The sequence below is a fragment of the Pseudomonas sp. Pseusp3 genome (assembly GCF_047304225.1).
GTDB classification, from domain to species: Bacteria; Pseudomonadota; Gammaproteobacteria; order Pseudomonadales; family Pseudomonadaceae; genus Aquipseudomonas; species Aquipseudomonas fluorescens_CD.
Genome location: NZ_JBGLYV010000099.1, coordinates 1 through 21,852 on the forward strand (window position 1 = coordinate 1; position 21,852 = coordinate 21,852).

Annotated in this window: 16 protein-coding genes and 6 pseudogenes; 9 read left to right on the forward strand and 13 right to left on the reverse strand. The window is 59.8% G+C overall.

Translation table 11 applies throughout. The annotated features are described in order from the left end of the window. Nucleotides 1-37: 37 nt before the first annotated feature. A complete protein-coding gene (locus ACCD00_RS24980; protein WP_413427988.1) occupies nt 38-220 on the reverse strand; it encodes an MFS transporter in 183 nt (60 codons plus the stop codon). 247 nt (nt 221-467) lie between these two features. On the opposite strand from ACCD00_RS24980, the gene ACCD00_RS24985 reads away from it, so the two are divergent. The 3 genes and pseudogenes from ACCD00_RS24985 to ACCD00_RS24995 form a co-directional block, all read left to right on the forward strand. Next, entirely contained in the window at nt 468-731 is a 264-nt protein-coding gene (locus ACCD00_RS24985; protein WP_413427989.1) for a hypothetical protein, read from the forward strand. Nucleotides 732-850: 119 nt separating this feature from the next. Further along, nucleotides 851-1,458, forward strand: a pseudogene (locus tag ACCD00_RS24990) (ABC transporter permease). After that, nucleotides 1,455-1,787: pseudogene (locus tag ACCD00_RS24995) on the forward strand (ABC transporter permease); the annotation flags it as partial. The pseudogenes ACCD00_RS24990 and ACCD00_RS24995, both read left to right, overlap by 4 nt. Before the next feature lie 190 nt (nt 1,788-1,977). On the opposite strand, the pseudogene ACCD00_RS25000 reads toward ACCD00_RS24995, so the two are convergent. Both ACCD00_RS25000 and ACCD00_RS25005 read right to left on the reverse strand, forming a co-directional pair. Beyond that, nucleotides 1,978-3,254, reverse strand: a pseudogene (locus ACCD00_RS25000) (CitMHS family transporter). A gap of 109 nt (nt 3,255-3,363) precedes the next feature. Further along, on the reverse strand, nt 3,364-4,290 hold the full coding sequence (locus ACCD00_RS25005; RefSeq protein ID WP_413427990.1) for an SMP-30/gluconolactonase/LRE family protein: 927 nt from the start codon (nt 4,288-4,290) through the stop codon (nt 3,364-3,366). A 327-nt stretch (nt 4,291-4,617) separates the two neighbouring features. Here ACCD00_RS25005 and ACCD00_RS25010 point away from each other — a divergent pair, with 327 nt between their 5' ends. The 5 genes and pseudogenes from ACCD00_RS25010 to ACCD00_RS25030 all read left to right on the forward strand — a co-directional run. Next, nucleotides 4,618-5,559 (forward strand): hydroxymethylglutaryl-CoA lyase, encoded by a 942-nt coding sequence (locus ACCD00_RS25010; RefSeq protein WP_413427991.1) that lies wholly within the window; start codon nt 4,618-4,620, stop codon nt 5,557-5,559. Then, on the forward strand, nt 5,556-6,755 hold the full coding sequence (locus ACCD00_RS25015; RefSeq protein ID WP_413427992.1) for a CaiB/BaiF CoA transferase family protein: 1,200 nt from the start codon (nt 5,556-5,558) through the stop codon (nt 6,753-6,755). The genes ACCD00_RS25010 and ACCD00_RS25015 overlap by 4 nt, the downstream gene beginning before the upstream one ends. A gap of 77 nt (nt 6,756-6,832) precedes the next feature. Further along, on the forward strand, nt 6,833-8,152 hold the full coding sequence (locus tag ACCD00_RS25020; RefSeq protein ID WP_413427993.1) for an MFS transporter: 1,320 nt from the start codon (nt 6,833-6,835) through the stop codon (nt 8,150-8,152). Nucleotides 8,153-8,258: 106 nt separating this feature from the next. After that, nucleotides 8,259-9,035 carry an IclR family transcriptional regulator gene (locus ACCD00_RS25025; RefSeq protein ID WP_413427994.1) on the forward strand — a complete coding sequence of 259 codons (777 nt, stop codon included), beginning with the start codon at nt 8,259-8,261 and terminating at the stop codon, nt 9,033-9,035. Between the two features lie 22 nt (nt 9,036-9,057). After that, nucleotides 9,058-9,489 (forward strand): annotated as a pseudogene (locus ACCD00_RS25030) (sugar phosphate isomerase/epimerase); the annotation flags it as partial. Between the two features lie 4 nt (nt 9,490-9,493). On the opposite strand, the gene ACCD00_RS25035 reads toward ACCD00_RS25030, so the two are convergent. From ACCD00_RS25035 to eutH, 5 genes and pseudogenes are all read right to left on the reverse strand, one after another. Further along, a complete protein-coding gene (locus ACCD00_RS25035; RefSeq protein ID WP_413427995.1) occupies nt 9,494-10,744 on the reverse strand; it encodes an OprD family porin in 1,251 nt (416 codons plus the stop codon). Between the two features lie 407 nt (nt 10,745-11,151). Next, a pseudogene (locus ACCD00_RS25040) lies at nt 11,152-11,988 on the reverse strand (LysR family transcriptional regulator); the annotation flags it as partial. After that, a pseudogene (locus tag ACCD00_RS25045) lies at nt 11,983-12,285 on the reverse strand (phosphotransferase); the annotation flags it as partial. The pseudogenes ACCD00_RS25045 and ACCD00_RS25040, both read right to left, overlap by 6 nt. Nucleotides 12,286-12,464: 179 nt before the next feature. Beyond that, on the reverse strand, nt 12,465-12,821 hold the full coding sequence (locus tag ACCD00_RS25050; protein ID WP_413427996.1) for a DUF1937 family protein: 357 nt from the start codon (nt 12,819-12,821) through the stop codon (nt 12,465-12,467). A gap of 48 nt (nt 12,822-12,869) precedes the next feature. Next, entirely contained in the window at nt 12,870-14,117 is a 1,248-nt protein-coding gene (gene eutH / locus ACCD00_RS25055; RefSeq protein WP_413428003.1) for an ethanolamine utilization protein EutH, read from the reverse strand. 435 nt (nt 14,118-14,552) lie between these two features. Between eutH and ACCD00_RS25060 the strand changes: the two genes are divergently transcribed. Then, on the forward strand, nt 14,553-15,332 hold the full coding sequence (locus tag ACCD00_RS25060) for a DeoR/GlpR family DNA-binding transcription regulator (RefSeq protein WP_413427997.1): 780 nt from the start codon (nt 14,553-14,555) through the stop codon (nt 15,330-15,332). Nucleotides 15,333-15,411: 79 nt separating this feature from the next. On the opposite strand, the gene ACCD00_RS25065 is transcribed toward ACCD00_RS25060, so the two are convergent. The 5 genes from ACCD00_RS25065 to ACCD00_RS25085 form a co-directional block, all read right to left on the reverse strand. Next, nucleotides 15,412-16,827 (reverse strand): FGGY family carbohydrate kinase, encoded by a 1,416-nt coding sequence (locus ACCD00_RS25065; RefSeq protein ID WP_413427998.1) that lies wholly within the window; start codon nt 16,825-16,827, stop codon nt 15,412-15,414. A 26-nt stretch (nt 16,828-16,853) separates the two neighbouring features. Continuing rightward, nucleotides 16,854-18,092, reverse strand: a complete 1,239-nt coding sequence (locus ACCD00_RS25070) for an NAD(P)/FAD-dependent oxidoreductase (protein ID WP_413427999.1) — start codon at nt 18,090-18,092, stop codon at nt 16,854-16,856. Then, nucleotides 18,079-19,482, reverse strand: coding sequence for an NAD(P)/FAD-dependent oxidoreductase (locus tag ACCD00_RS25075; protein ID WP_413428000.1), 1,404 nt, complete (start codon nt 19,480-19,482; stop codon nt 18,079-18,081). Before ACCD00_RS25075 ends, ACCD00_RS25070 begins: the two co-directional genes overlap by 14 nt. A gap of 400 nt (nt 19,483-19,882) precedes the next feature. Beyond that, a complete protein-coding gene (locus tag ACCD00_RS25080; RefSeq protein ID WP_413428001.1) occupies nt 19,883-20,677 on the reverse strand; it encodes a PhzF family phenazine biosynthesis protein in 795 nt (264 codons plus the stop codon). A gap of 278 nt (nt 20,678-20,955) precedes the next feature. After that, nucleotides 20,956-21,852: acyl-CoA dehydrogenase family protein (locus ACCD00_RS25085; RefSeq protein ID WP_413428002.1), on the reverse strand; the 897-nt coding region annotated here is incomplete at its 5' end.

The window sequence follows — 21,852 nt, forward strand, 5'->3', positions numbered from 1 at the left end:
GCCTCTCGGCGCCTTTCTCCGAGATGAAACTGCCGCCTCAGTAGGCTGTGGCCGCCTGAGTGTTGGTCACGGTTTTACCGTATACCAGCTTGATCACCGCTTCTGCTTCTTTCACGCGGCCTTTGCTGGCCAGCCAACGGGGCGACTCAGGGATGCCGCGGCGGATTATCACCACGATCAGACCCACTACTGCGCCACTGAACAACATCCAACGGCACATAGAGTGGTCGCCAGTCCAGGCCACTACGACATAACCACGATGAAGGCTGTCATAGCGCCTACTGACCATGCCAGGCCTGACAGTCCGATCATGAAAACTCGCCCTTCGTGGTGGCCCTGCAAGGCCGTAACCAGGTCGCGGTCCATGCCGGGGTAGAGGGTGTCCTGCAGAACATCACTGTTTCGCTGCCGTATTTCGATCAGGTGAGCAAAATCAAGTGAGGGCGGGAGCTTCTCGCGGGATACAAGTGACCGGTAGCGGACTGTTGACGCTGTTGGTCACGCTCGTCGGCCTGTTGTTTTTCACCTTTGTGCTGACCACCTTGTCACCCGTGGATCCGGCATTACGCATCGCCGGCGACCGCGCCAGTGAATCAACCCTGACTCAGGTGCGTACGGATCTGGGGCTCGATCAGCCCTGGCCGGTGCGATTCGGTCGCTACCTCAAGCAGCTGACACAGGGCACCTGGGCGTTTCGAATACATCCAGCCAACCTGTGCTGGATGATTTGAAACGTGCACTGCCCGCGACGCTGGAACTGGCGACCCTGGCGATCATTCTGGGCGCCAGCCTGGGATTGTCGTTGGGGCTGCTGGCTGCGTGGCGGCCAGGTGGCTGGGTCGACACTCTGGTGCGATTGTTTTCCCTGATTGGTTATTCGGTGCCGGTGTTCTGGCTTGGCTTGCTGATGTTGTTGCTGTTCTACGCAAAGTTGCAGTGGGCAGGAGGTCCGGGACGCCTGGATGATGGGTATTTCTACAGCATCGAATTGTCCAGCGGCTGGGTGCTCTGGGGTACCTGGCGCTCCGGTGAGTCGGGAGCGTTGGCGAATGCGTTTTCGCACCTGGTGTTGCCGGTGTTGGTCTTGGGTTTTTATGCCATGCCGGTATTTGCCGGCTCACGTGCTCTGCGTTGCTGGGTGAGATGGGCAAGGAATATGTGATGACCGCATTGGCTAAGGGCGCCGGGCGCGGGCGGGTGTTGTTGCGCCATGTTTTGCCCAATGTCGCCGGCACGTTGGTAGTGGTGGTTGCGCTGTCCTACGCCAGTTTGCTCGAAGGATCGATTCTTACTGAAACCGTATTTGCCTGGCCGGGCATTGGCCGCTATTTGACCACGGCGTTGTTCGCCGGCGATGTACCGGCGATTCTGTTGATCGGACTGTGTTTCGTGGTCGTCAATGGCCTGGCTGATGTGCTGGCAGGCCCTATCGATCCACGTATCCGGGAGGTGTCATGAGTGTTTCCGTTGCCTTCGACGGCGTATTGGTCCGGCGCTGGTGGCGCAGCTCGCCTGCTTTGGCGCTGGGTGTATCGCTGATCGTCGTGCTGGTATTGGTGGCGGTGTTCGCGCCGCTGTTGAACGGCTTTGATCCGAACCAGCAAAATATTCAGGAACGCCTGTTGCCACCTTCGGCCCAACATTGGTTGGGTACCGACGGTTTTGGCCGAGACCTCTTCACGCGTTTGCTCTACGGCACCCGTCCAACCTTGTTGCTGGTGTCACTGGTCTTGCTGCTGACCTTGCCAATCGGCGTGCTGGTCGGTGTCACGGCGGGCTTCTATGGCTGCTCGACGAGCCAACCTCGGCGTTGGACATGACTGTCCAGGCCGAGATCCTCAACCTGCTCCAGACGCTGCGTCGTGACACCGGCATGACCATGATCCTGGTCAGCCACGATATGAACACGGTTGCTCATCTCTGTGACATAGCGCTGTTGATCAAGCAGGGCGGTATCGAGCAGCGACTCGATCGTGCTCAGTTAAGAACCGTAATCGCTCCAACCCCAATGGCGGCGATCAACATCACCAGTACTGTCCCGACCGTCCATTTCAGTGAGACGCGCTGATTGTCGCCGTAGTCGATATCCAGCAGTCCGCACAGCAAATACGTGGACGCAACCAGTGGGCTGAGCAAATGCACGGGCTGACCGATCAGTGAAGCGATCGCCATCTCGTGTCGATCTATTCCATAGTGAGCCGCCGTTTCTGCCAGGATGGGCAGCACGCCAAAATAGAAAGCATCATTGGTCAGAACGTAGGTAAACGGCATGCTGAGCAGTGCGGTAATCACCGACATGTAGTGACCCGACTGCTGCGGCAGGAGGGAGACCAGGTTTTCCGAGATGGCCTTGATCATCCCGGTGCCGCCCTTGATGCCGACGAAAATGCCCGCCGCGAAGATCAGCAAGGTGACGGCCATGACGTTGTCCGCATGCCGGGCGATGACTTCCTTTTGTTGTTTCAGCGTCGGGAAATTGACCAGGCATGCGAGGCCAAAGGCAATCATGAACAGGATTGGCAATGGCATCAGACTCAGCATCATGCAAGCGATCAGCGTAAGGGTGAGCGAGAGGTTGAACAGAAAGCGCGGATCATTCAGGCGAATATGAGCATAGCCTTTGAGCACTTCGTCCTCGCTCACGCTGACTCGCCCCAGGCGGCGATATTCCATGCGCCCCAGCCACCAGGCGGCAAAAATGACCCATAGCCCACCGGCGACCATAATCGGAATCATCTGCACGAACAATTCGGTGATGTCGACATGCATGGCGCTGGCGGCACGGGAAAACGGCCCTGCCCAAGGCAGGATGTTCATCACGCCAATGGCCATCAGCAACACCGTCGCCATCACCTGCAAGCGGATGCCCGTCAATCGGTACAGTGGCAGCAGCGCGGCGGTGGCGATGATGTAGGTGGTAGCGCCATCGCCATCCAGCCCGACGCATAGCCCGAGCACGGCCGTGCCGACGCCGGATCGCCCTGGACCAGTCGCAGGAGTACCTTGATGAGCGGGTTGAACAACCCCGCGTCGGTCATCATGCAGAAATAAAGGATCGCGAAGGTCAACATGATGCCGGTGGGGGCCAGCATCTTCACGCCATCGAACATCATGGTGCCCAGTTGCGGGGCGAAACCGGCCAGGCAGCCAAATGCGATGGGTACAAGCAGCAACGCCACCAGCGGTGACAGGCGCTTACTCATGATCAGGTACATGAAGCAAGTGATCATGGCATAGCTGAGAAAGATCAACATGGGATGCCCCCTTTTATTGGTTTTGTCGGGTGCGGGCAGGTGGCGCCCGCTTTTTTCAGGTCGAGCGAACCCCGTGCGCATTGCGCACAAGGTCTGCGTTTTAGGGAATTCAGCTGTGGGAGTACATGGGCTGGCCAGCGTGCTCGAGATCGGCGACCAGAATCGCGCTGCTGGATGAGTCGGTGATAAACAGCTGTTTATTGCCTTGGCCGCCAAAGGCCAGGTTAGTAACGGTGCGACCCTGGGTGCAGGCACGAATGCGGTAGAGCGGCACGGCGTGGGAATCGAAAACCCACACGCAGCCATTGCCCGCGTCGCATACGTACAGGTTGCCGTCGGTGTCCAGTGCCATACCGTCCGCGCCACTGACGCCGCCCGCCATAGCGGTGAAAATTCCGACCTTGCTGGTACTGCCATCGCGCTTGATCGGCAGCCGCCAGACCGCGTTCCCGCGGGTCATGGCCACAAATAGCGCATTCTGAGCGACGTCCATCACCAGCCCGTTCGGGCTGGGGCCGTTGTCGATCAGGCAGGTCAGCATTTCTTTATCCAGATCGTAGGTGAACACCCGGCCAGTGGGATCGTGCTGGCCTGTCTGTCCTTGATCGGTGAAGTAGAGTTTGCCGGCAGCGTCGAAAAACAGGTCGTTGACCCCTTTGAATCCTTCGCTGCGGTTATGAGTGAGAAACGGGTTGATCACGCCACTGTGAGGGTCCAGTACCAGGATGCCGCGTTTGTAGTCGGCGATGAAGATTCGGCCATCGCGATGGATCTTCAGTCCGTTGGGCCAGCCCTCGTATTCGACCACCAGCGTCCACGTGCCCTGCGGATTAATACGAAAGATTCGGCCATAGGGAATGTCGGTCACGTAAAGGTTGCCATGTACATCGAACGATGGACCTTCCAGAAAGCTCTCGACCCTTTGCCCGGGTTTGTTCGCCCGCACCCAGTCTGAGTCGCCATCCTTGTGGAATGCTCGGGGAAGGGTGGTGAATAAACGCGTGGTTAAATCGCGCGGGGGGGCATACAGGCTCACTGGGACGTCTCCTGGCAGGCGAAGAAACGCGCACCGGTTTTGCGGCTGCGAGCGCTTCGTTAGGTCTTGTTGTTCTGTCTAATAGAATTATATGCCTACAGACAGAACAAATGTCGATGTTATTGGCCCATCTGTCAACCGTTCGATCGTCATTCGTCGCCCCACTGTTCCCCGATTGCCGATCCGGTTTGCGCTGTGTGCATGCCATGTTTATTCGAATTCCGGATAGACGGTGCGTTGACAGCGGAAAAGACCAGGCTCATTCTATAAACAGAACGACGTTCTTGCTAATAGAACTATCTGATTTGTACATCCGGAGACCGGGCGATGAACCATAAGAAAAACATCGACATTTTGATCAGTGAGGTAGGTCCGCGAGACGGGCTGCAAAGTGTCAGTGCGACAATGCCTACCGAATTGAAGCTTCAATGGCTAACCGCCCTGGCGGACGCGGGACTGGGGGAAATCGAAATCGGCTCCTTCGTATCGCCCAAGCTTTTGCCGCAAATGGCCGACGCCGCGCAGTTGGTCGAACACATGCGTCAGCGACCGGAAGTGTTCGTCACTGCCCTGGTACCCAATCTCAAAGGGGCACAGGCCGCGTTCGCTGCCGGAGTGCAAAAAATCACGTTGCCGATCTCGGTCAGCGAGCCGCACTCGATCGCCAACATCCGCAAGACGCATGATCAGGTCTACGAAGAGGTGCGCTCGATTGTCGCCCTGCGTAATGAGCGATACACCCATGTGGAAATTGAAGCGGGCTTGTCCACGGTGTTTGGCTGCACGATCCAGGGCGAGGTACGCGAAGACGATGTGATTCGCATGGCGCTGATCATGGCGCGCCTGGGCGTTGACGAGGTGGGGTTGGCCGATACCGTTGGTTATGCCAATCCAATGCAGGTCCGCAGTGTGTTCACGAGATTACGCCAGGAAATCGGGGGCATGGCCGGCAGTGCGCACTTCCACAACACTCGAGGGCAAGGCCTGGCAAACGTAGTGGCGGCGCTGGAAGTGGGCGTCACGACGATAGATGCTTCCCAGGGTGGCATTGGCGGGTGCCCATACGCGCCAGGCGCATCGGGCAATATCGTCACCGAGGACCTGGTCTACCTGCTCGAATCCATGGGGCTGCGTACCGGCGTCGATATCGACAAGCTGGTGGCGGCGCGGGAATGGTTGAAGAAAGGGTTGCCCGGTGAGCCGCTGTACGGATTCGTCCCCGATGCCGGTGTAGGCAAGAACTTCCACTATGCCGGGGGTGCACGATGAGTGCCCGTAACGCTAACCTGCAAACCTTGCCACTAGCCGGTGTGCGCGTCATTGAGTTCGTGCATATGGTCATGGGACCGACCTGTGGTCTGGTCCTGGCCGACCTGGGGGCCGAAGTCATCAAGGTGGAGCCTACTCCCGAGGGTGATAACACGCGTCGCTTGACCGGTTCAGGCGCCGGATACTGGGTGACGTACAACCGCAACAAGAAAAGCTTCGCCGTCGATATCAAGACGACTGATGGCATGGCCGCCGTACGCAAGCTGATAGAAACCGCTGACGTAGTCACCGAGAACTTTCGGCCTGGGGCGATGGAAAAGCTTGGCTTGGGATACGAGCAGGTCAAGGCCATCAAGCCCGATATCATTTACAGCTCCATGAAGGGCTTTTTGCCAGGGCCTTACGCGCACCGTACCGCACTGGATGAAGTGGTGCAGATGATGACCGGCCTGGCGTATATGACCGGGCCTGAGGGGCGACCCTTGCGGGCGGGCGCCTCGGTCAATGACGTGATGGGCGGAATGTTCAGCGCCATTTCGATCCTGGCTGCGCTCTGGCAGCGCAAGGCGACCGGGGAAGGGCAGTTCGTGCAGACCGGCCTCTTTGAGAACTCGGCGTTCCTGGTAGGCCAGCACATGATGCAAATGGCGACCACGGGCAAGCCCGCGGCACCGATGCCCAGCCGGCTTTCGGCGTGGGCCATCTACGACGTTTTTGATACCTGTGATGATCAACAAGTGTTCATGGGCGTTGTCAGCGACAGCCAGTGGCTGAGCTTTTGCCAGGCATTTGGTTTCGAGCAGTTTGGGCAAGATCCCTTGCTGGCTAAAAATACTCAGCGTGTGCAGGCACGCTCGACGATCCTGCCTGTGGTCAGAGAACGTCTTTCGCAACTGAGCAAGCAGTCTGTCATGGACATGTGTGAGCAGGCAGGTCTTCCTTTCTCGCCCATCCAGCGTCCCCAGGACCTGTTTGACGACGTCCATCTGAATCAATCCGGTGGTCTGGCGCATCTGGCTCTGGATAACGGCGACGAGGTGAAAGTGCCGATGCTGCCCTTTGAAATGAATGGCCAGCGTTTCGATGCGCGTCTCAATGTGCCTGCCCTGGGAAGCCATTCCGAGGAGCTACTCATGCAAATGGGCTATGCCGAGACGGACATCGACGAACTGCGCGCGCGCGGCATCGTTCGCTGATCAAAGCCGGCAGGCATCACAATCGCTGGTGGTAATTCCCGCCACCGGCCCTATAAAAATAATCCGAGGAACCTGTCATGGCGATTGTCACGGCAACCCCAAAACGTGCCGGTAGCACCGACTCGCAGTCACTGAGCGAGCAACAGACACGCGTACTGCACAAGGCCGCATGGCGCTTGATCCCGCTGCTTGCCCTGGCCTATTTTTTTAACTATCTGGACCGCACCAGCGTCGGTTATGCCGCCTTGCAGATGACTGAAGACCTGGGGCTGACTGCAACGCAGTTTGGTCTGGGCGCGGGCATCATGTTTTTTGGCTATTGCTTGTGCGAAGTCCCCAGTAACCTCGCCATGTACCGGTATGGCGCCAGGCTTTGGATGGCCCGGATCATGATCACCTGGGGGCTGGCTGCCGCGGCAACGGCGCTGGTGGTCGGGCCCAACAGTTTTTACGTGGTGAGGCTGATTCTCGGGATTGCCGAGGCGGGTTTCTTTCCCGGCGTCATATTTTTTCTGACCCTGTGGTTTCCGGCTCAATACCGAACCCGCGTACTTGCATGGTTTACCGTCGCCACGCCCATTTCATTCCTAGTTGGCGGTCCATTGTCAGTCTGGCTGCTGCAAATGCATGGCATTCTGGGGCTTGCGGGCTGGCAGTGGATGTTTCTGATCGAGGGGATTCCGGCCTGCATCCTCGGGCTGGTCACGCTGAAGGTGCTGACCAGTACACCCGCACAAGCCAAGTGGCTTTCCGATGACGAGCGTGAGCTGCTCAATGGCATGCTGGCGCAGGAGCAGAGCAAAGGTCAGCACAGCCACGGTTTCAAGGCGGCGTTGAAAGACCCTCGAGTATGGATTCTCAGTTCGATCACCTTCAGCTTTACGCTGGGCTCCTATGGCATCGGCATTTGGCTGCCGCAGATGCTCAAGGCTCACGGCGTAGAGGTGAGCATGATTGGTTGGGTTGCAGCCATTCCGTATTTCTTTGCAACCATTGGTTTGTTGATCTGGGCGAAACATGTCGATCGCACTGGCAAAGGCATTTTCAACCTGACCCTGGCCATGCTTCTGGCAGGCCTGGCGCTGGTGGTGGCCCTGCAGATGGATGCCCTGGTTCCCGCTTTGATCGGCATCACCTTGGCATTGGTCGGTACGATTGCCGGCAAGACTATTTTCTACACCCTGCCAGGCAAGTTTCTTCGTGGCCAGGCGGCGGCGGGAGGCATTGCGTTGATCAACTCGATCGGTGCCTTCGGCGGGTTCGTCGGCCCCTACCTGATGGGCTTTCTCAAGGATTACACCGGCTCTTTCACGGCTGGCTTGATGGTCATGGGCTGCATCATGTTTTTCGCTGCGGGGATGGTGACGTTGTTGCGTTTCTTTCTGCGCGAGGATTGATCCAGTGGCGGCAGTCGGGATTGAAAGGGTATGTTACTGCGACTGAAAAATGTCTGACGCGACGGTTGGACAAGGCCGTCCCTTTCGGTCGTCGACTATCTAGAGCTTGCGAGTAACCATGAAGAGTGACCCAGACAAGAATCCAGCGGAGCAAACCAGCCAATCCGAAGGAGGTGTAGCGGCAGTTGATCGTGCGTTTGCGATCCTCGGTGCATTCAATATCGATCATGAATACTTGAGCCTGGCGGAGATCGCGCGACGTACCGGGCTCTATAAAAGCACCATCCTGCGCCTGATTGCCTCGCTGGAAAAAGCCGGATTCGTGCGCCGCTCGAGCGATGGCAACTATTCGGTCGGTCCGGAGCCATTGCGCCTTTCCCAGTTGTACCAGGCGTCATTCCGGTTGCGTGACGTGATCCACCCGTTGCTGGAATCGATCACTGAAGAGAGCGGCGAAACCTCTTCCTTTTATGTGCTTGAAAACGGCAGTCGCGTGGTGCTCTTCCGCGTCGAGCCAAAGCGTGCCGTGCGGGTTTCCGTATTGGAAGGCGCACGCTTTGCGCTGCACTCAGGGGCCTCCGGGAAAATCCTGAGGGCATTCCTGCGCCACGCAGATCCAGCGCTGGCAGAGGTTCGGGAACGGTATTGGGCATGTTCCTTCGGAGAGCGAGACCCGGAGACCACGGCGGTGTCCGTACCCGTGTTTGCCATGGGCGGCGAATTGAAGGGAGCGCTCACACTTTCAGGGCCATCCGATCGGTTGGTGAAAGACCACATCGAGCACGCGGCGGCTGTCCTTCTTCGCAATGCGGTGATCGCCACCAGCGCTTTGGGTGGCAACAGTGCAGAGCTGCGAGCGGCATTGGAAAGACTCAGTCTGTAGGCCCGTCAGGCCGGGCCAGAACCTCGCGCAAATGCCCGAACTCAAACGGTTGGCAGCCTTGTGCTACTACGTCGTGGGCCGGGAATTGCCTGAGTCGACTTCTGCTGAAGACGACGAGCAGATCCTCACCATCCTGCGCCACAGTTGGTGCTTGCACGGTCGGGTCGCCAACGGCGAACGGGTCCATGTGCCCTCGCGCTTTGCCCAGCATCGACCCTGGCTGGATCGATTCCTGAGCGGGTGGCGTTAGGGATCGAGGATTGGCTGGCGCGCCCGAACATACCCGCCGGCCTGTCTCTTCACCTGCGAACTCGGCCCGCCGCCTTATGCGATCACAGGGGCTGATGGGCGTGATATCACGGATCGCTGGGCAGAGGTGTTGATGTTGAAGGAGCTGGTGCGTGGGGTTTGGCGTAAAGTGTCGCGCGGCCAGAGCCGCGCGCAGTCGTGTTGAGGAATTACCAGAGTGGCAGCACGTAACTGAGGATCAGGCGGTTTTCATCCAGATCGTTGCCGAAATGGCTGGACCGCACGGTCGCGTTGCGCCACTTCACGCCGACGTTCTTCAACGGTCCGCTCTGTACTACGTAGCCGATGTCGGTGTCGCGTTCCCACTCCTTGCCTTCGGGTCGGCCGGCGCCCAACTCGATGTTGTCGCCGGACAGGTAGCGGGTCATGAAGGTCAGGCCGGGCATCCCGAGCGCAGCAAAATCGTAGTCGTAGCGGGCCTGCCAGGACTTCTCGTCACGGTTGGCGAAATCGCCGATCTGGACGAAGTTGACCAGGAAGGCATCGGCGCCGCCGATGTAGGCGAAGCCGGTGTCGCCGCTCATCGATTGATAACCGGCGCCGAAGCCGTGCCCGCCCAGGGTGTAGGTCAGCAGGGCGCCGAAGGCGCGGTTGTCGACGTTGCTGTGGCCGTCGTCGTCGGAGCGGGCATACCGCAGATCGGTCTTGAGCGACTGTCCTTGGCTGATCGGCAGCACATGCACGAGGTTGACGATGTGCTGGTCGTAGAGTCCGTCGAGCTTGGCGTAGCTGTAGCCGGTGGTGAGTTGCGGTGTCCACTTGTAGCTCAGGCCGGCGAAGTCGAACTGGTCGCTGGTAGCACTGGCGACAATGCCGCGCGCGTTGCCGGTGGTGACGGTCATGTCCTCGCGGTTGGAGGAGTCGCGCTGGCTCACTTGGCGCAAGCGGCCGCCGTCGAAAGTCAGGCCGGCGAACTCGCTGGAGTTCAGGTGCGCCCCTTCGAAGGTCTGCTGCAGCAGGCGCGAATCGTTGGCCAGTACGGTGGGCAGCTTGGGCAGCAGGGTGCCGACCTTGAGCACGCTTTTGGAGGCGCGCAACTTGGCGGTCAGGCCCAGCTCGCTGTAGTTGTCCGGCGCGCCGTTGACCCTTTCCCGATCGCGCGGTAGCAGGCCGGAGCCCGCGCGGTCGGGGCTGGAGTCGAGCTTCACGCCGAGCAGGCCAAGGGCGTCGACCCCCACGCCGATGGTGCCTTCGGTGTAGCCGGATTCGTAGCGCAGCAGGAAGCCCTGTGCCCATTCTTCCTGTTTGGATTGCGGGGCGTTGTCCTGGCGGAAGTCGCGGTTGAAGTAGAAGTTGCGCAGCTCGACGCTGGCTTTGCTGTTGGCAAGAAACTCGGCGAAGGCCTGGGGCGAGAGCGCGAGGGTGGAGCCCAGTGTGGCGAGAATAGCGGCACGGCTCATTAGTGATCTCCTGGCACGGCACCGTTTGCGAAGCGGGACCAGCCGTGGTGTCCGCAGAGGTGGATTCGCATTCGGGCAGCCTTGATTGTTGTTATGTCGGCTATGCGGGCTTAAGCCGCGTCGGCGACATAGCGAAGACCGTGCCAGATCTGTAATCGATTGACTTCCATGGCTTATTTTTGAAATCGAAGAAAACAAGGGATGATGGGAGTCTTTAAATCAAGACGGTCTTTGTGCTTTTTTCCTTTAAAGGCCAGCCCAATCGCGCAGGAAGAAAAATCTCTTTTTGGAGATATTTCTCTGTTTCGAGATGAGAGATGTCGCGTGAGCGTCTTCATACGGCGTCGAATGTCCGCGTGAATGGCTCGTTTCTGCCACGCTACGGGGCCTGCGCGCTCGAACTGGGCCTATGCCCTCGATGGTTCGTTGGCGAACACCTCGCGGATGATCTGCAGGTACCGTTGGGCACCCAGACCCAGCGGCTCCGACTTGATCCAGATGACATCGACCCACAGCCGCAGTCGGCTGGCCATGTTTGTCGAAGTGCACTTCCCTCAAGGCGCCCGAGGCGATCAGAGGTTGCACCAATGGCTGGGGCAGGTAGGCCCAGGCCGGACTGGACCAGATCCAGGGTGGCCAGGTAGCTGTCGGTCAGCCAGATCTGTCGGGACAGCACGATACGTGGATCGGAACCTGTGGGGGTTCCCGAGGTCACGATGATCTGGCGCTGCTTGGCAAGTTGTTCCTCGCTCAATGGAACGCCGTTTCCTTGCGCGACGGGATGCCGGGGCGAGGCAATCGCCACCAGCAACTGGCTGCCCGCCTCGAGAAAAGACTCGCGCATCATCGATGCCGGGCCGTTCGAAGACCAGAGCCAACTGCACGCTGCCTTCGTGCAGCATGCGTACCGCTTCGGTCTGCGAGGCCGAGCGCAGTTCGATCTGCAGATTGGGGAACTCCTGGGCCAGGCGTTCCAGGGGTTGGCTCCAGTTGCCGGTTTGCAGCTCTGGCGCCATGGCGATGCTCAAGCGCTTTTCCAGTCCCTTGTGCAGTTGCAGGGCCTGGGCGTCGAGCGCATTCAGCTGGCAGATGACCTGCCGTGCCTGGGGCTCAAGGGCGAGGGCCGCCGCCGTCGGCAGGGCCTTGCGCGTGGCCCGGTCGAACAGTTGCAAGTCCAGCTCCGCTTCCAATTGGGCGATCGCCCTGCCGATCGCCTAGGATACGCGGCCCAGTTTGCGTGCCGCATGCACAGCCGGCACCGGCAATCCTTGTTCGCGCAGGAAGGTCAGGGCCGCCTGTTGCGCTTCGAGTTCGACCCGGGCGTAGCTGCCGTGGCAGACCTTGAACACGAAGCGCCCTTGCCGCGTATCCAGTCGGTAATTGAGATCCTGTTGGCTACCGAGCGTTTGCAGGGCGCCTTCAAGGCCATAGTGCGCCCGCAGCAAGGCCTGGGCCTGGACTGCACTAAGTGAAGGGGCTGGTTGGCTGGAGCGTGTGAGCAGGGTGGTCGGGGGCGAAACGGGCACTTCTTGGGAGAACATGGACGTTACCATTGGGCAGGCAGTTGAGCGTGCCAATCTATGTCCGTCTCGCCTGATGAAAAAAGCTGATCATCATCAGTATTCCTGACAACACATGCCTTGGCGGATCGTCGCTCCTGCCGGGCGCCGGGCTTGTTTTTGGTCAGGAATGAGAAGGGGGTCATACGACCCCCTTCGGATTAATGGAACTCGTGGTCGACTTCGGACCAGAGGCTGACTCTCTGGCCTCGGCCTTTGAAAAACTCGATTTCGCGCTTGATGCCGGAGCTGATCTCCCAGCCTGGCAGGTCAAGGATGATGAGTTCTTCCATGACGTCCATGAACACCGCATCGACAGGGGCCCAGAGTTTACCGATTGCGGCGTTGTCCTTACCTGTAAACGCAAGGTTGATCGGGTGCGACATCGTCACTTGGCTGAAAACAGCGTTGCCCGACTCTACGATTTTGGCCGCCACCTGGTTGCAGGCCTGGAAGCGCTCGTGGATCACCTTGGCATCGGTATGGCTGTAAGGACAGGCCAGGAAAATCTTACGCATTTCTACCTCTTTCAATTTGGCGAGTCGCTCGCCTTCGTGGGTTGGCAATTACGCGGAGCGAGGAACCGGCATGTCTGCGCAGTCCTGCTCTTTATCTTGAGTGCGCTCCGCCGCCTCGTAGCGCTGGGCAGCCGGAACGGAGAACTTGATCGCGATACCCACTGCCAGCAGTCCGCCAAACAGTTTGGCCAGCAGAACGGGCATGATCAGCGAGGGCTGGAAGTTCGCAGTGAACGCCAGATGATCGCCGATGGTGGCCTGGGCACAGACGCCCAGGGCGACGCACAAGACTTTGTCGCGGGCGTTGAGATTCTTGAACACGTGGTACACGGCGATGATGTTGGCGAACACCATCACGAAGGCCGCGGCACCCGAGGGCGACAGGCCGAAGTGCCGGCCCAGTATGGTCATCGGTTTGCGGCAGTACTTCTGGAACAGGTAGCAGATGGGGAAGGTGCCGGCCAGCATGATGCCGATGTAGCCTGCAATCTCGATGGCTCGGAACAGCTCCTTCTGGTCGGCGAACATGGGGTCGAATCCCCAGAAGCTGAAATGCTTCATGAAGAAACCGGTGAAATGCTCCACGATCGCCAGGGCCAGGATGATCTTGATGAAGGCATCCATCGCCTTGCCGAACACCAGGAAGCCAGTGACCATCAGGTTCGCCTGGTATCGCAGCCCCGCAGCGAGGACGAAACAGAAGACAAACAGGGGCGCCAGCAGTTTCAGGCAGGCGACAAAGTCCAGGGTCAGGTAATGCAGGGCGGGCGAACTGGTCGACACGATTTCGCGCACGGGAATGTTGAAACTCGTGATCATCAGCATCGCGGTCAGGACAGCAAAGGGGATACTGATCAAACCGGCCATTGCGCCGAGGGCAAGGTACTTGTGGTCCTTGTGCTCGAGCATCATGAGGCCGACCGGAATCAGATAGACGATCGTTGCCCCCGAGGTGTAGCCAACGATCATGGCGGTGATCCAGACATCGCGGTTGGCCGCGATTGCATCGGCCAACTGGTAGCCGCCCATGTCCACGGCGATGATCGACAGTGCTGCGATCGAGACGTCGGAGCCCATCAGGCTGAAGTAGGGGCCAAGGGCCATCTCGATGAACTTCGACAGGAAGGGGATCGAGATCATGATCCCTGCCTGGGCCAGGAACACCGGTCCGATCGAGTGGATGCCATTCACGAACTCTTTTCCCAGACCGCTTTGCGGCTTCAGGACAGACGCAAAGGCGCCAACCATCGCGCCTATCATGATCAGGTAGATCACATAGTTTCCAAACTCAGCCATTGCTTCACCTTCTCTCACCGTGCCGGCGGGCTCCGCCCTGAGGGCGTCCCGCATGAACTTGTTGTTGTTTCGGTACCGATCTGGTCGCAGACCACATGCAGTCTTCCTGTGAAACCTGGCCTTGGCTGGGGTCGAGTACAGCCTTTTATGTTGAGGTTTCTGAGTGTTTACTAACCACTTCGCATGCCATTCGTTGTTTTTCTGTGGTTTTGCGGAATCTACTTACTGGATTCGGTCAATTCGACGGCGTAGTCTTCGACGAAACGCCTTGGACGCTGGGCGTGACGGAGTGGGAGCCATTTGTGTATTCCAACGCATCCGGCGCAACCAAGCAGTCCAGTCCTGAAGCGCAACGGTTACCCATGCCTCATCTGTGTTCCTCGGTAACAGAAGTGCGCGGTGATGGGGCAATGACGACATAACAGAGGAGTAACGATGCGTCCCAATGAACGACAGCAACACATACTGGAACTGTTGAGGCAGCGAGAAAGGATCTCGGTCGAGGAGCTGGCTCGAACCCTCGGTACATCTCAGGAGACGATTCGCCGAGACCTCACTACCTTGTCTGAAGGGGGGCAAGTCACCAAGTACCATGGGGGCGCATCGTTGCCCCCCAGAGGTGAGCACGAGAACGCATTCCAGACGCGGATGAACGAGTTCTCCATCGAGAAGCGCGCGGTGGCGCGTTATGCCGCTGGCTTATACTCGCCCGGCGACAGCATCCTGATCGATACCGGTACGACCACCTTGTTCTTCGCCCGGGAGCTGGCCAAGCTCAGCCGTATCACGGTCATCACCAACTCGCTGATGATTGCCGAAAGTATCGGTGCCAGTGGTAACCGGGTTTTCATGATCGGGGGCGAATACCGGCCGGACTCTGCCCAGAATACGGGGGCGCTGGCGATGGAGCAGATTGCGCGTTTCAACGCCGAGCATGCGGTCGTGACGATCGGGGCGTTGAGTGCTGATGGCGCTTTCGACTTCTCGATCGAGGAGGCCGAGATCACTCGGGCCATGATCGCGCGCACGCGCTTCCTGACGGTGATTGCGGACTCCTCGAAGATGGGCAAGCGTGCTTTGTTCCAGGTTTTTCCGCTGGAGCGCATCGATCGCTTGATCATCGACCGCAAGCCGGCAGGAGAGTTGGCGAGGGCGTTGGCCGAAGCCCATGTCGATGTGCACGAAGCACCATTGGCTGGCCGGCTGGAAGGGTGACAAGGCGTTGGAACGGCGGGGCAGAGTCAACCTGGCAGCAAGGCTTGCCCCGCTACCAGTTTCAAACTCTCCCGTGGACTTACCTCCAATCCCTGCAGCGTTTCACGGCGTCGGAAAATGTTTCGCGCCATTGCTGCGCTTGTCCGCTGTCGATGCGAGGACGGAACTTCGTGCTGGTGTTGCGAGGAGGCGTCAGCTCAATGCCCAGGCCCTTTGCGGCCAGGGCGGCACAGCCGAACGACGTCAACTCGTCGAAACGCTGCGTGACGATGCAGCGCTGCAGTGCATCGGCGAGGAACTGGGCGAAATACGGGCTGCGCGCGAGACCTCCATCGATGGACAGCTGGTCGGTCACATTCAGGAAGGCGTCCATGGCGGAGATGACCTCGACACTGCGCAGCGCGACGCCTTCCAGCAACGCCTGGCACATGTCCTGGCGAGTGGTACCACCGTTCATGCCGACCCACAGGGCGGCGGCACTGCGATCCCAGTGCGGGCAAGCCAGGCCCGACAGCGCCGGTACGAACGTCAGGCGCCGTGAAATGGCAGGTGCTTGCTCGAATGCGGCGAGTTCGGAAAAGTCGCTGAACAGGCCCAGTCGCCCGGCCCATTCGACGGATGCGCTGGCATCGTAGACGCCACCGTCCATGGCATAGGTGGGCTTGCCGGCAATCTGCCAGGCGATGGTTGCCAGCAGGCCTTTCTCCGGTGCCCGGATGATCTGTTCTCCGGTGACGGTCAGCGCAAAGGCGCCAGTACCGAAGGTGATCTTGGCGTCGCCATCGGTCCGGCAGCCATGGCCATACAGGGACGCCTGTTGGTCGACGATGGACGCGGTGACAGGGGTAACCCCGATCTCGCCGAAGAAGCCGACGGTGTCGCGTATTTCCGGCAAGGTTTCCAGCGGTACGCCAAACAGCTCGCACAGTTCGCTGTCCCATTGTCCGGTGGCCAGGTTCATCAGGGAGGTCCGCGAGGCGGTCGTCACGTCGGTGGCGAACACCCCGGTGAGTCGGTCCAGGAAGTACGCGTCAGTGGTACCCAGACGCAGGCGTTTGGCCTTGAGCGCACTCTGGGCGGCGGGCAGGTTCTGGACGATCCAGGCCAGCTTGCTCGCGGAGAAGTACGGGTCCAGCGCAAGTCCCGCCCTGGACAGTGTCAGGGCCTCGGCGCCAGTGGCTCGCAGGCGGTTGATTTCTGCCGCGGTGCGGTTGTCCTGCCAAACAATCACTGGCGATAGAGGCTCGCCCGTTCTGGCATCCCAGGCCAGGCAGCTTTCGCCCTGGTTGGCGATGCCGATCGCATCGACCTTGCCGGTCGACTCCAGGCAGCGCTGCAGGTTGTTGAGCAGCTCGATCGGGTCATGTTCCACCCAGCCTGGGTGAGGATGGTGCTGTTGATGCCTCAGTGATAACTGAATATCGGCCGAGCCATTCTGATTGACGACCAGGACACGGGTGCTGGTGGTGCCTTGGTCTATTGCGGCAATACGCATTTCTTTTAGTCTCCTCGGCTATTGTCTTACTCGCCGACAAAGTCGACTTCAATCTGGCGCACGCCTGGCGCAACGTTCAACGCGGCAATGGGAACGAGAATCCGGCGCTCCGGCAGCGCCGAGATACTGCGCGACCAGAGTTCCTTGCCATCAGCGCTGATCAGTAGACGACCACGGCTGGCGCAGCTTACGCGCATCTGCAGGTTCTTCATGCCTTCGACCGGCGCAAGGCTCAGGCGCTGAGGCACGCAGAGCTTGAGCGGAGCCTTGCAGACGACCTCGATTTCCTGACCAGGCGCCGGCAGTGGGTCGCGCAGATCACGGGCCATCAGGGTCGCGATCTTGCGACCTTCGCGGTATGACCAGCCTGCGGTTTCAATCGGGCGCAAAAGGTTCCCGGCGGCGAAGTAGGCCGGGTCGGAACAGCGCCCGTACTGGTCAATGGCAGGGCCACCGCTCCTGGTGTCCAGCTTGAGGTCACTCAGCCTGACTAGGCTTGACTCGGGCACGAAACGTCCGGTCAACAGCACGCCATCGCACTCGAATTCCCTGACACTGCCATCCGCCAGCTTGACGCTTGCTCCCTCTACACGGCCTGTGCCGTGGATTTCCTGGAGCTGTGCGCCGAAGTACATGGGCACGCCGCAGAGCCGGGGGAACAGCGAGAGGGGCCAGCGCGCGGTGGCACGTTGATTGGCTTCAATCATCGCCACGGGCTGGATGCCTGCTTTGCGGCAACTCAGCACGGAGGAGAGGCTGACCAGTTCAGTGCCGACAATCAATGGCCGCTCGAACGGCTTGAGGTGCTTGAGGTAGAGGTAGGACTGGAAGGCCCCGGTATTGATGATGCCAAGGGGGCGATCGCCTCCGACCAGGCGTGCCGAGCGTGGCATCTCGCGTGCACCGGTCGCGATGAGCACCCGGCGGGCATGGATGCGCAGCGGACCTTGCGGGCTCACGACCTCCAGTTGTCCATGGGCACCCAGGCGGGTCACCGAATGCAGGACGCGTATGTCGACGCCGGCCTTTTTTGCTTCGTCGACATTGCGCTTGGCGTAGTCGGGACCGGAGTAGACGCGGCCGTATTCCCAGAACCCGAACGGCGGGTGCCCGCAGTGGCGAGGAATACCGCCTGCCTCGGGTTCGCGCTCGACGACCAGCACCTTGCCGATACCCTGCCTGCGCAGTTCGATGGCGGCAGAAAGTCCGGAGGGGCCACCTCCGACAATGGCGACGTCGACGTTTTCGATCTCAGTGGGACTCATGGCAATCACCTGTAGCGAGAGGAATGGCGAGATGGCCGGCGCTCAGCTCGGCGACGCGCGCCCCGCAGTAGAAACCCTGGCAGCGGCCCATGCAGGCGCGGGTTCTACGCTTGAGCCCACCGAGGTCGCCTGGAGGGAGAGGGCTGCGCAGCGCTGCATTGATTTCGCGAAGCGTGACCATTTCGCAATGGCAAACGATCTCTCCATACCCAGGCTGCTGATAGTCCCGAGGCAAGTGTTCCGCCAGGTTCGGCATCGATGGCCACTGCTGATTGGCCGGGGGGCAGTGCTGGGTGTCATAAAGGCTGAAGACATGTTTGGCGATGCCCAGCGCGGCGGTCAGGCCAGTCGAGCGGATACCTCCTACGGTAATCCAGTTCTTGCCCTCGACCTTGCGTACCCGGTACTCCTTTTTCTCCGATGCCGGACGCAGGGCGGCATAGGTTGCGGTGACCGGCATGCCTTCGAGCGCCGGGATACGCTCGACTGCCGCGGCAATCAGTTGGCTGAGGACTTCGCTGTCGAGCCGGGCATGGAGGCGATCATCCTGTTCTTCGGCGGTTGGACCGACGAGCAGGTTGCCGTACACGGTCCTGGTGAGCACGATGCCCTTGGTGCGTTCGTTCGGTACGGGGAGCACGATGTTCTTCAGGTAGCGCGAGGCAGCCTTGTCGAACACCACGAATTGCCCTTTGCGAGGGTGAATCGAGAAACTGGATTGGCCGAGGAGCTTCTGCTCCAGGTGGTCGCCGAACAACCCGGCGCAATTGATGACCGTCCGCGTCAGGAACACCCCGCGAGAGGTTAACAGGCGCCATACGCCGCCATCGAATTGGCCGTTCGTGACCTCGGCGTTGAACTGCGTGTTCGCGCCATGCATCAGCGCCTGTTGGAGATAGGCCAGGGGGGCAGACCATGGATCGATCAGGAATTCGCCCGGCACTTCGGCGGCCCCAAGCGCGTGAGCGGCCAGGTGAGGTTCCAGGGCCCGAACCCGTTCACGGTCGATGATCCTGACGTCCGCGACGCCATTGTCATGAGCCTGCTCAACGATGCCGTCGAGCTTCCGCAGATCTTCCTCGCTCCAGGCGACCACCATGGCCCCCGATTTCAGTAACGGCAGGTTCATCCTGGCATGAATGTCCAGGTACTCCTGGTAGCCGTCCTGCATGCAACGCAGTTCAAGGCTGTCCCGAGGCGCATCGAAGCCGGTGTGGAGGATCGCACTGTTGCCCTTGCTGGCCCCCGACAGGATGTCAGAGCTCTTTTCCAACAGCAGCACGCGAGCCCCTTCCAGAGTGAATCGCCGCACCAATGCGCATCCCACGACACCGCCGCCGACGACGATAACGTCGTATACATCGGTGCGATCAGCTAAGGGTTTCGTCATGTTATTGCCCGTTCGGATAAATCATTCATGGCAACGGAGGTGCATCCCCTATGCCGCTGACCGAATCAGTGCTGAATTGACCGGATCAGGACGATTGATCAGTCAATATGGGGCGTCTTTTCTGGCAACAGTGCAGGGCGGGCAAGAATACCCGATGTCTTTAACGGCCTTGAATGGTGGATCTATGCCCATTGCCTGGCGGTTTCAGGCAGGAACTGCCCGAGTCAGAAGTGACCGAGTAGATTCGGTCAGGAGCGGTAAGTGGTCAGCTGTTTGTGGTTTCAGTCATAAATCCCTCGGTTTGATACCGCGCTACACAGTAGCGCGCGTCAGTGTTACTGACGCGCGCTTGTGTCGCTGATCTGGAAGCGTGTTGAGCAAACGCTATCAGCGGAGTCACTTACCTCTCGGGAAGGGAAATCGTGGCCTCCATGAACGTCACGGCATTTCCAACCAGAAACACCCGATCCCCGGACAGTTCACAGTCGAGCCAGCCGCCTCGCATGGATGCCTGGTAAGCCAGGAGACAATTGCGACCCAGTCGGCCAGCCCAGTAAGGCACAAGAGTGGCGTGAATCGACCCGGTAACAGGGTCTTCGGGAATACCTGCGCCGGGGGCGAAGTAGCGTGAGACGAACTGCGCTTTTGAGCCTTCCGACTCTTGTCCCGTCACAACGAGTCCGACAGGACCGAGACGAGCGATCGCGATGAGGTCGGGAACGAAACGGCGCACTGCGTCGGCACTGCCGAGGTCGACAAATAGGTTCTCGAAGTTGCGGAAGATACGCGCAGGCGGCAGCTCGAAGATATCGGCGATTTCTCCTGGAAGGGCGTCCAGCGCCTCTGGCGAAAGGCAGGGAATATCGAGCTTGTATCCACGGACCTCTTTCGATACCCGCAACTCTCCGACGCGAGTGTGAAACACCAATGGAGCCTTCTCGTTCTTGCTCAATAGAACATGTGCGGTCGCCAAGGTAGCGTGGCCGCAGAAATCGACTTCATGCGCCGGAGCGAACCAGCGCAGATCCCACTCCCCGTCGGATCGGGCTTTGACAAAAGCCGTTTCGGCGAGGTTGTTTTCCTGGGTGATCGCTAGCATCAGGTCATTTGGCAGCCAGTCCTCGAGCACAAGAACGGCAGCGGGGTTTCCGGAAAAAAGCCGGTCGGTAAAGGCATCGACTTGATACATACGCATGATTGGGTCCTTGCTTGCAGAGGGTTCGTCGGCTTGTGGCGAGCGTTCAGTCAACAGCTGAGGTGATCTTCTACCTGACGCTGTCCTGCCCTTTCCATGGGGGCGTTCAGCCATTCAGGTATACAGGCTTTCAGGTGATGAAGGGCGAGGCGCTATTTTGGTATTCCCCGAGCGAATTCAAACCTTAGTTCGAGCGATACCTGGCGACGCTGGAACCCTGCGCGCCTCAATGGCCTCGCGACGTCTCTCAACGCTGGCGCCGAAGGCCTCGGCGATCCTCAGTAGGTGAACGCAATGGGCGGTGCATTGCCGTTGAGCAGGTAGTCGCCGATGGCCTTGTACTTGTAAGCCAGGGCATCATGGGTGGTGTGGGTGCGGGCGTTACGCCAGTGGCGATCGAAGTTGTAGCGCGATTGGGTGGTGGCGGCGCCGCCGACTTCGTACAGGCGCTCGCACACGTGCAAGGCAGCGCGGGTTGAAGCGATCTTGGCTTCTGCCACGGCAATCGAGGCGCGCACCAGAATCTCCTCCAGTTCGGCACCTTGCGCCAAGCCTTGCAATTGGCTGCGAGCGGCCAGGTCGACGGCGCCGGCAGCCTTCTCCATCAGCGCCTCGGCCCCATGGATGCGGGCCGCCAGATCACCCACGGTGTGCAGGATGTAAGGGTCGTTGCGTGCCTGATCGACGCCACTTTCACGCACCGGGCGCGAGCCGGTACGCGCCCAGAGCACCGCGTCGTCGAGAGCTGCCAGGCCGATACCGATATCGATGGCGCAATGAATCAGCTGCGCGCTGGCGCCGACGTAGTTACGCCGCTGGTACCACTGGGCCAGAGGGATCACTTGCTCCGGGCGTACCGAGACATTTTCCAGCAAGGTACTGCCGCTGGCGGTGACCCGTTGGCCCATGCCGTCCCAGTCGTCGAGCATGGAGATGCCCGGTGTATCGGCCGGCAGGATCACGTAGACCGCGTGGCCATCCTCGTCCACGGCCTGGACTTTGAGCAGGTCGGCGAACAGGCAACCGGTGCTGTAGAACTTGCTGCCATTGAGCACCAGACGCTCGCCATTCCGCTCCAGCCGGGTGTGGATGTCCCCGCGGAAGGTACCACTGCGTTCGGCAATGGCCCCCGAGGACAGCTGGCGCTCGACGAAGGCTCCGAGGTACAGGCGCTG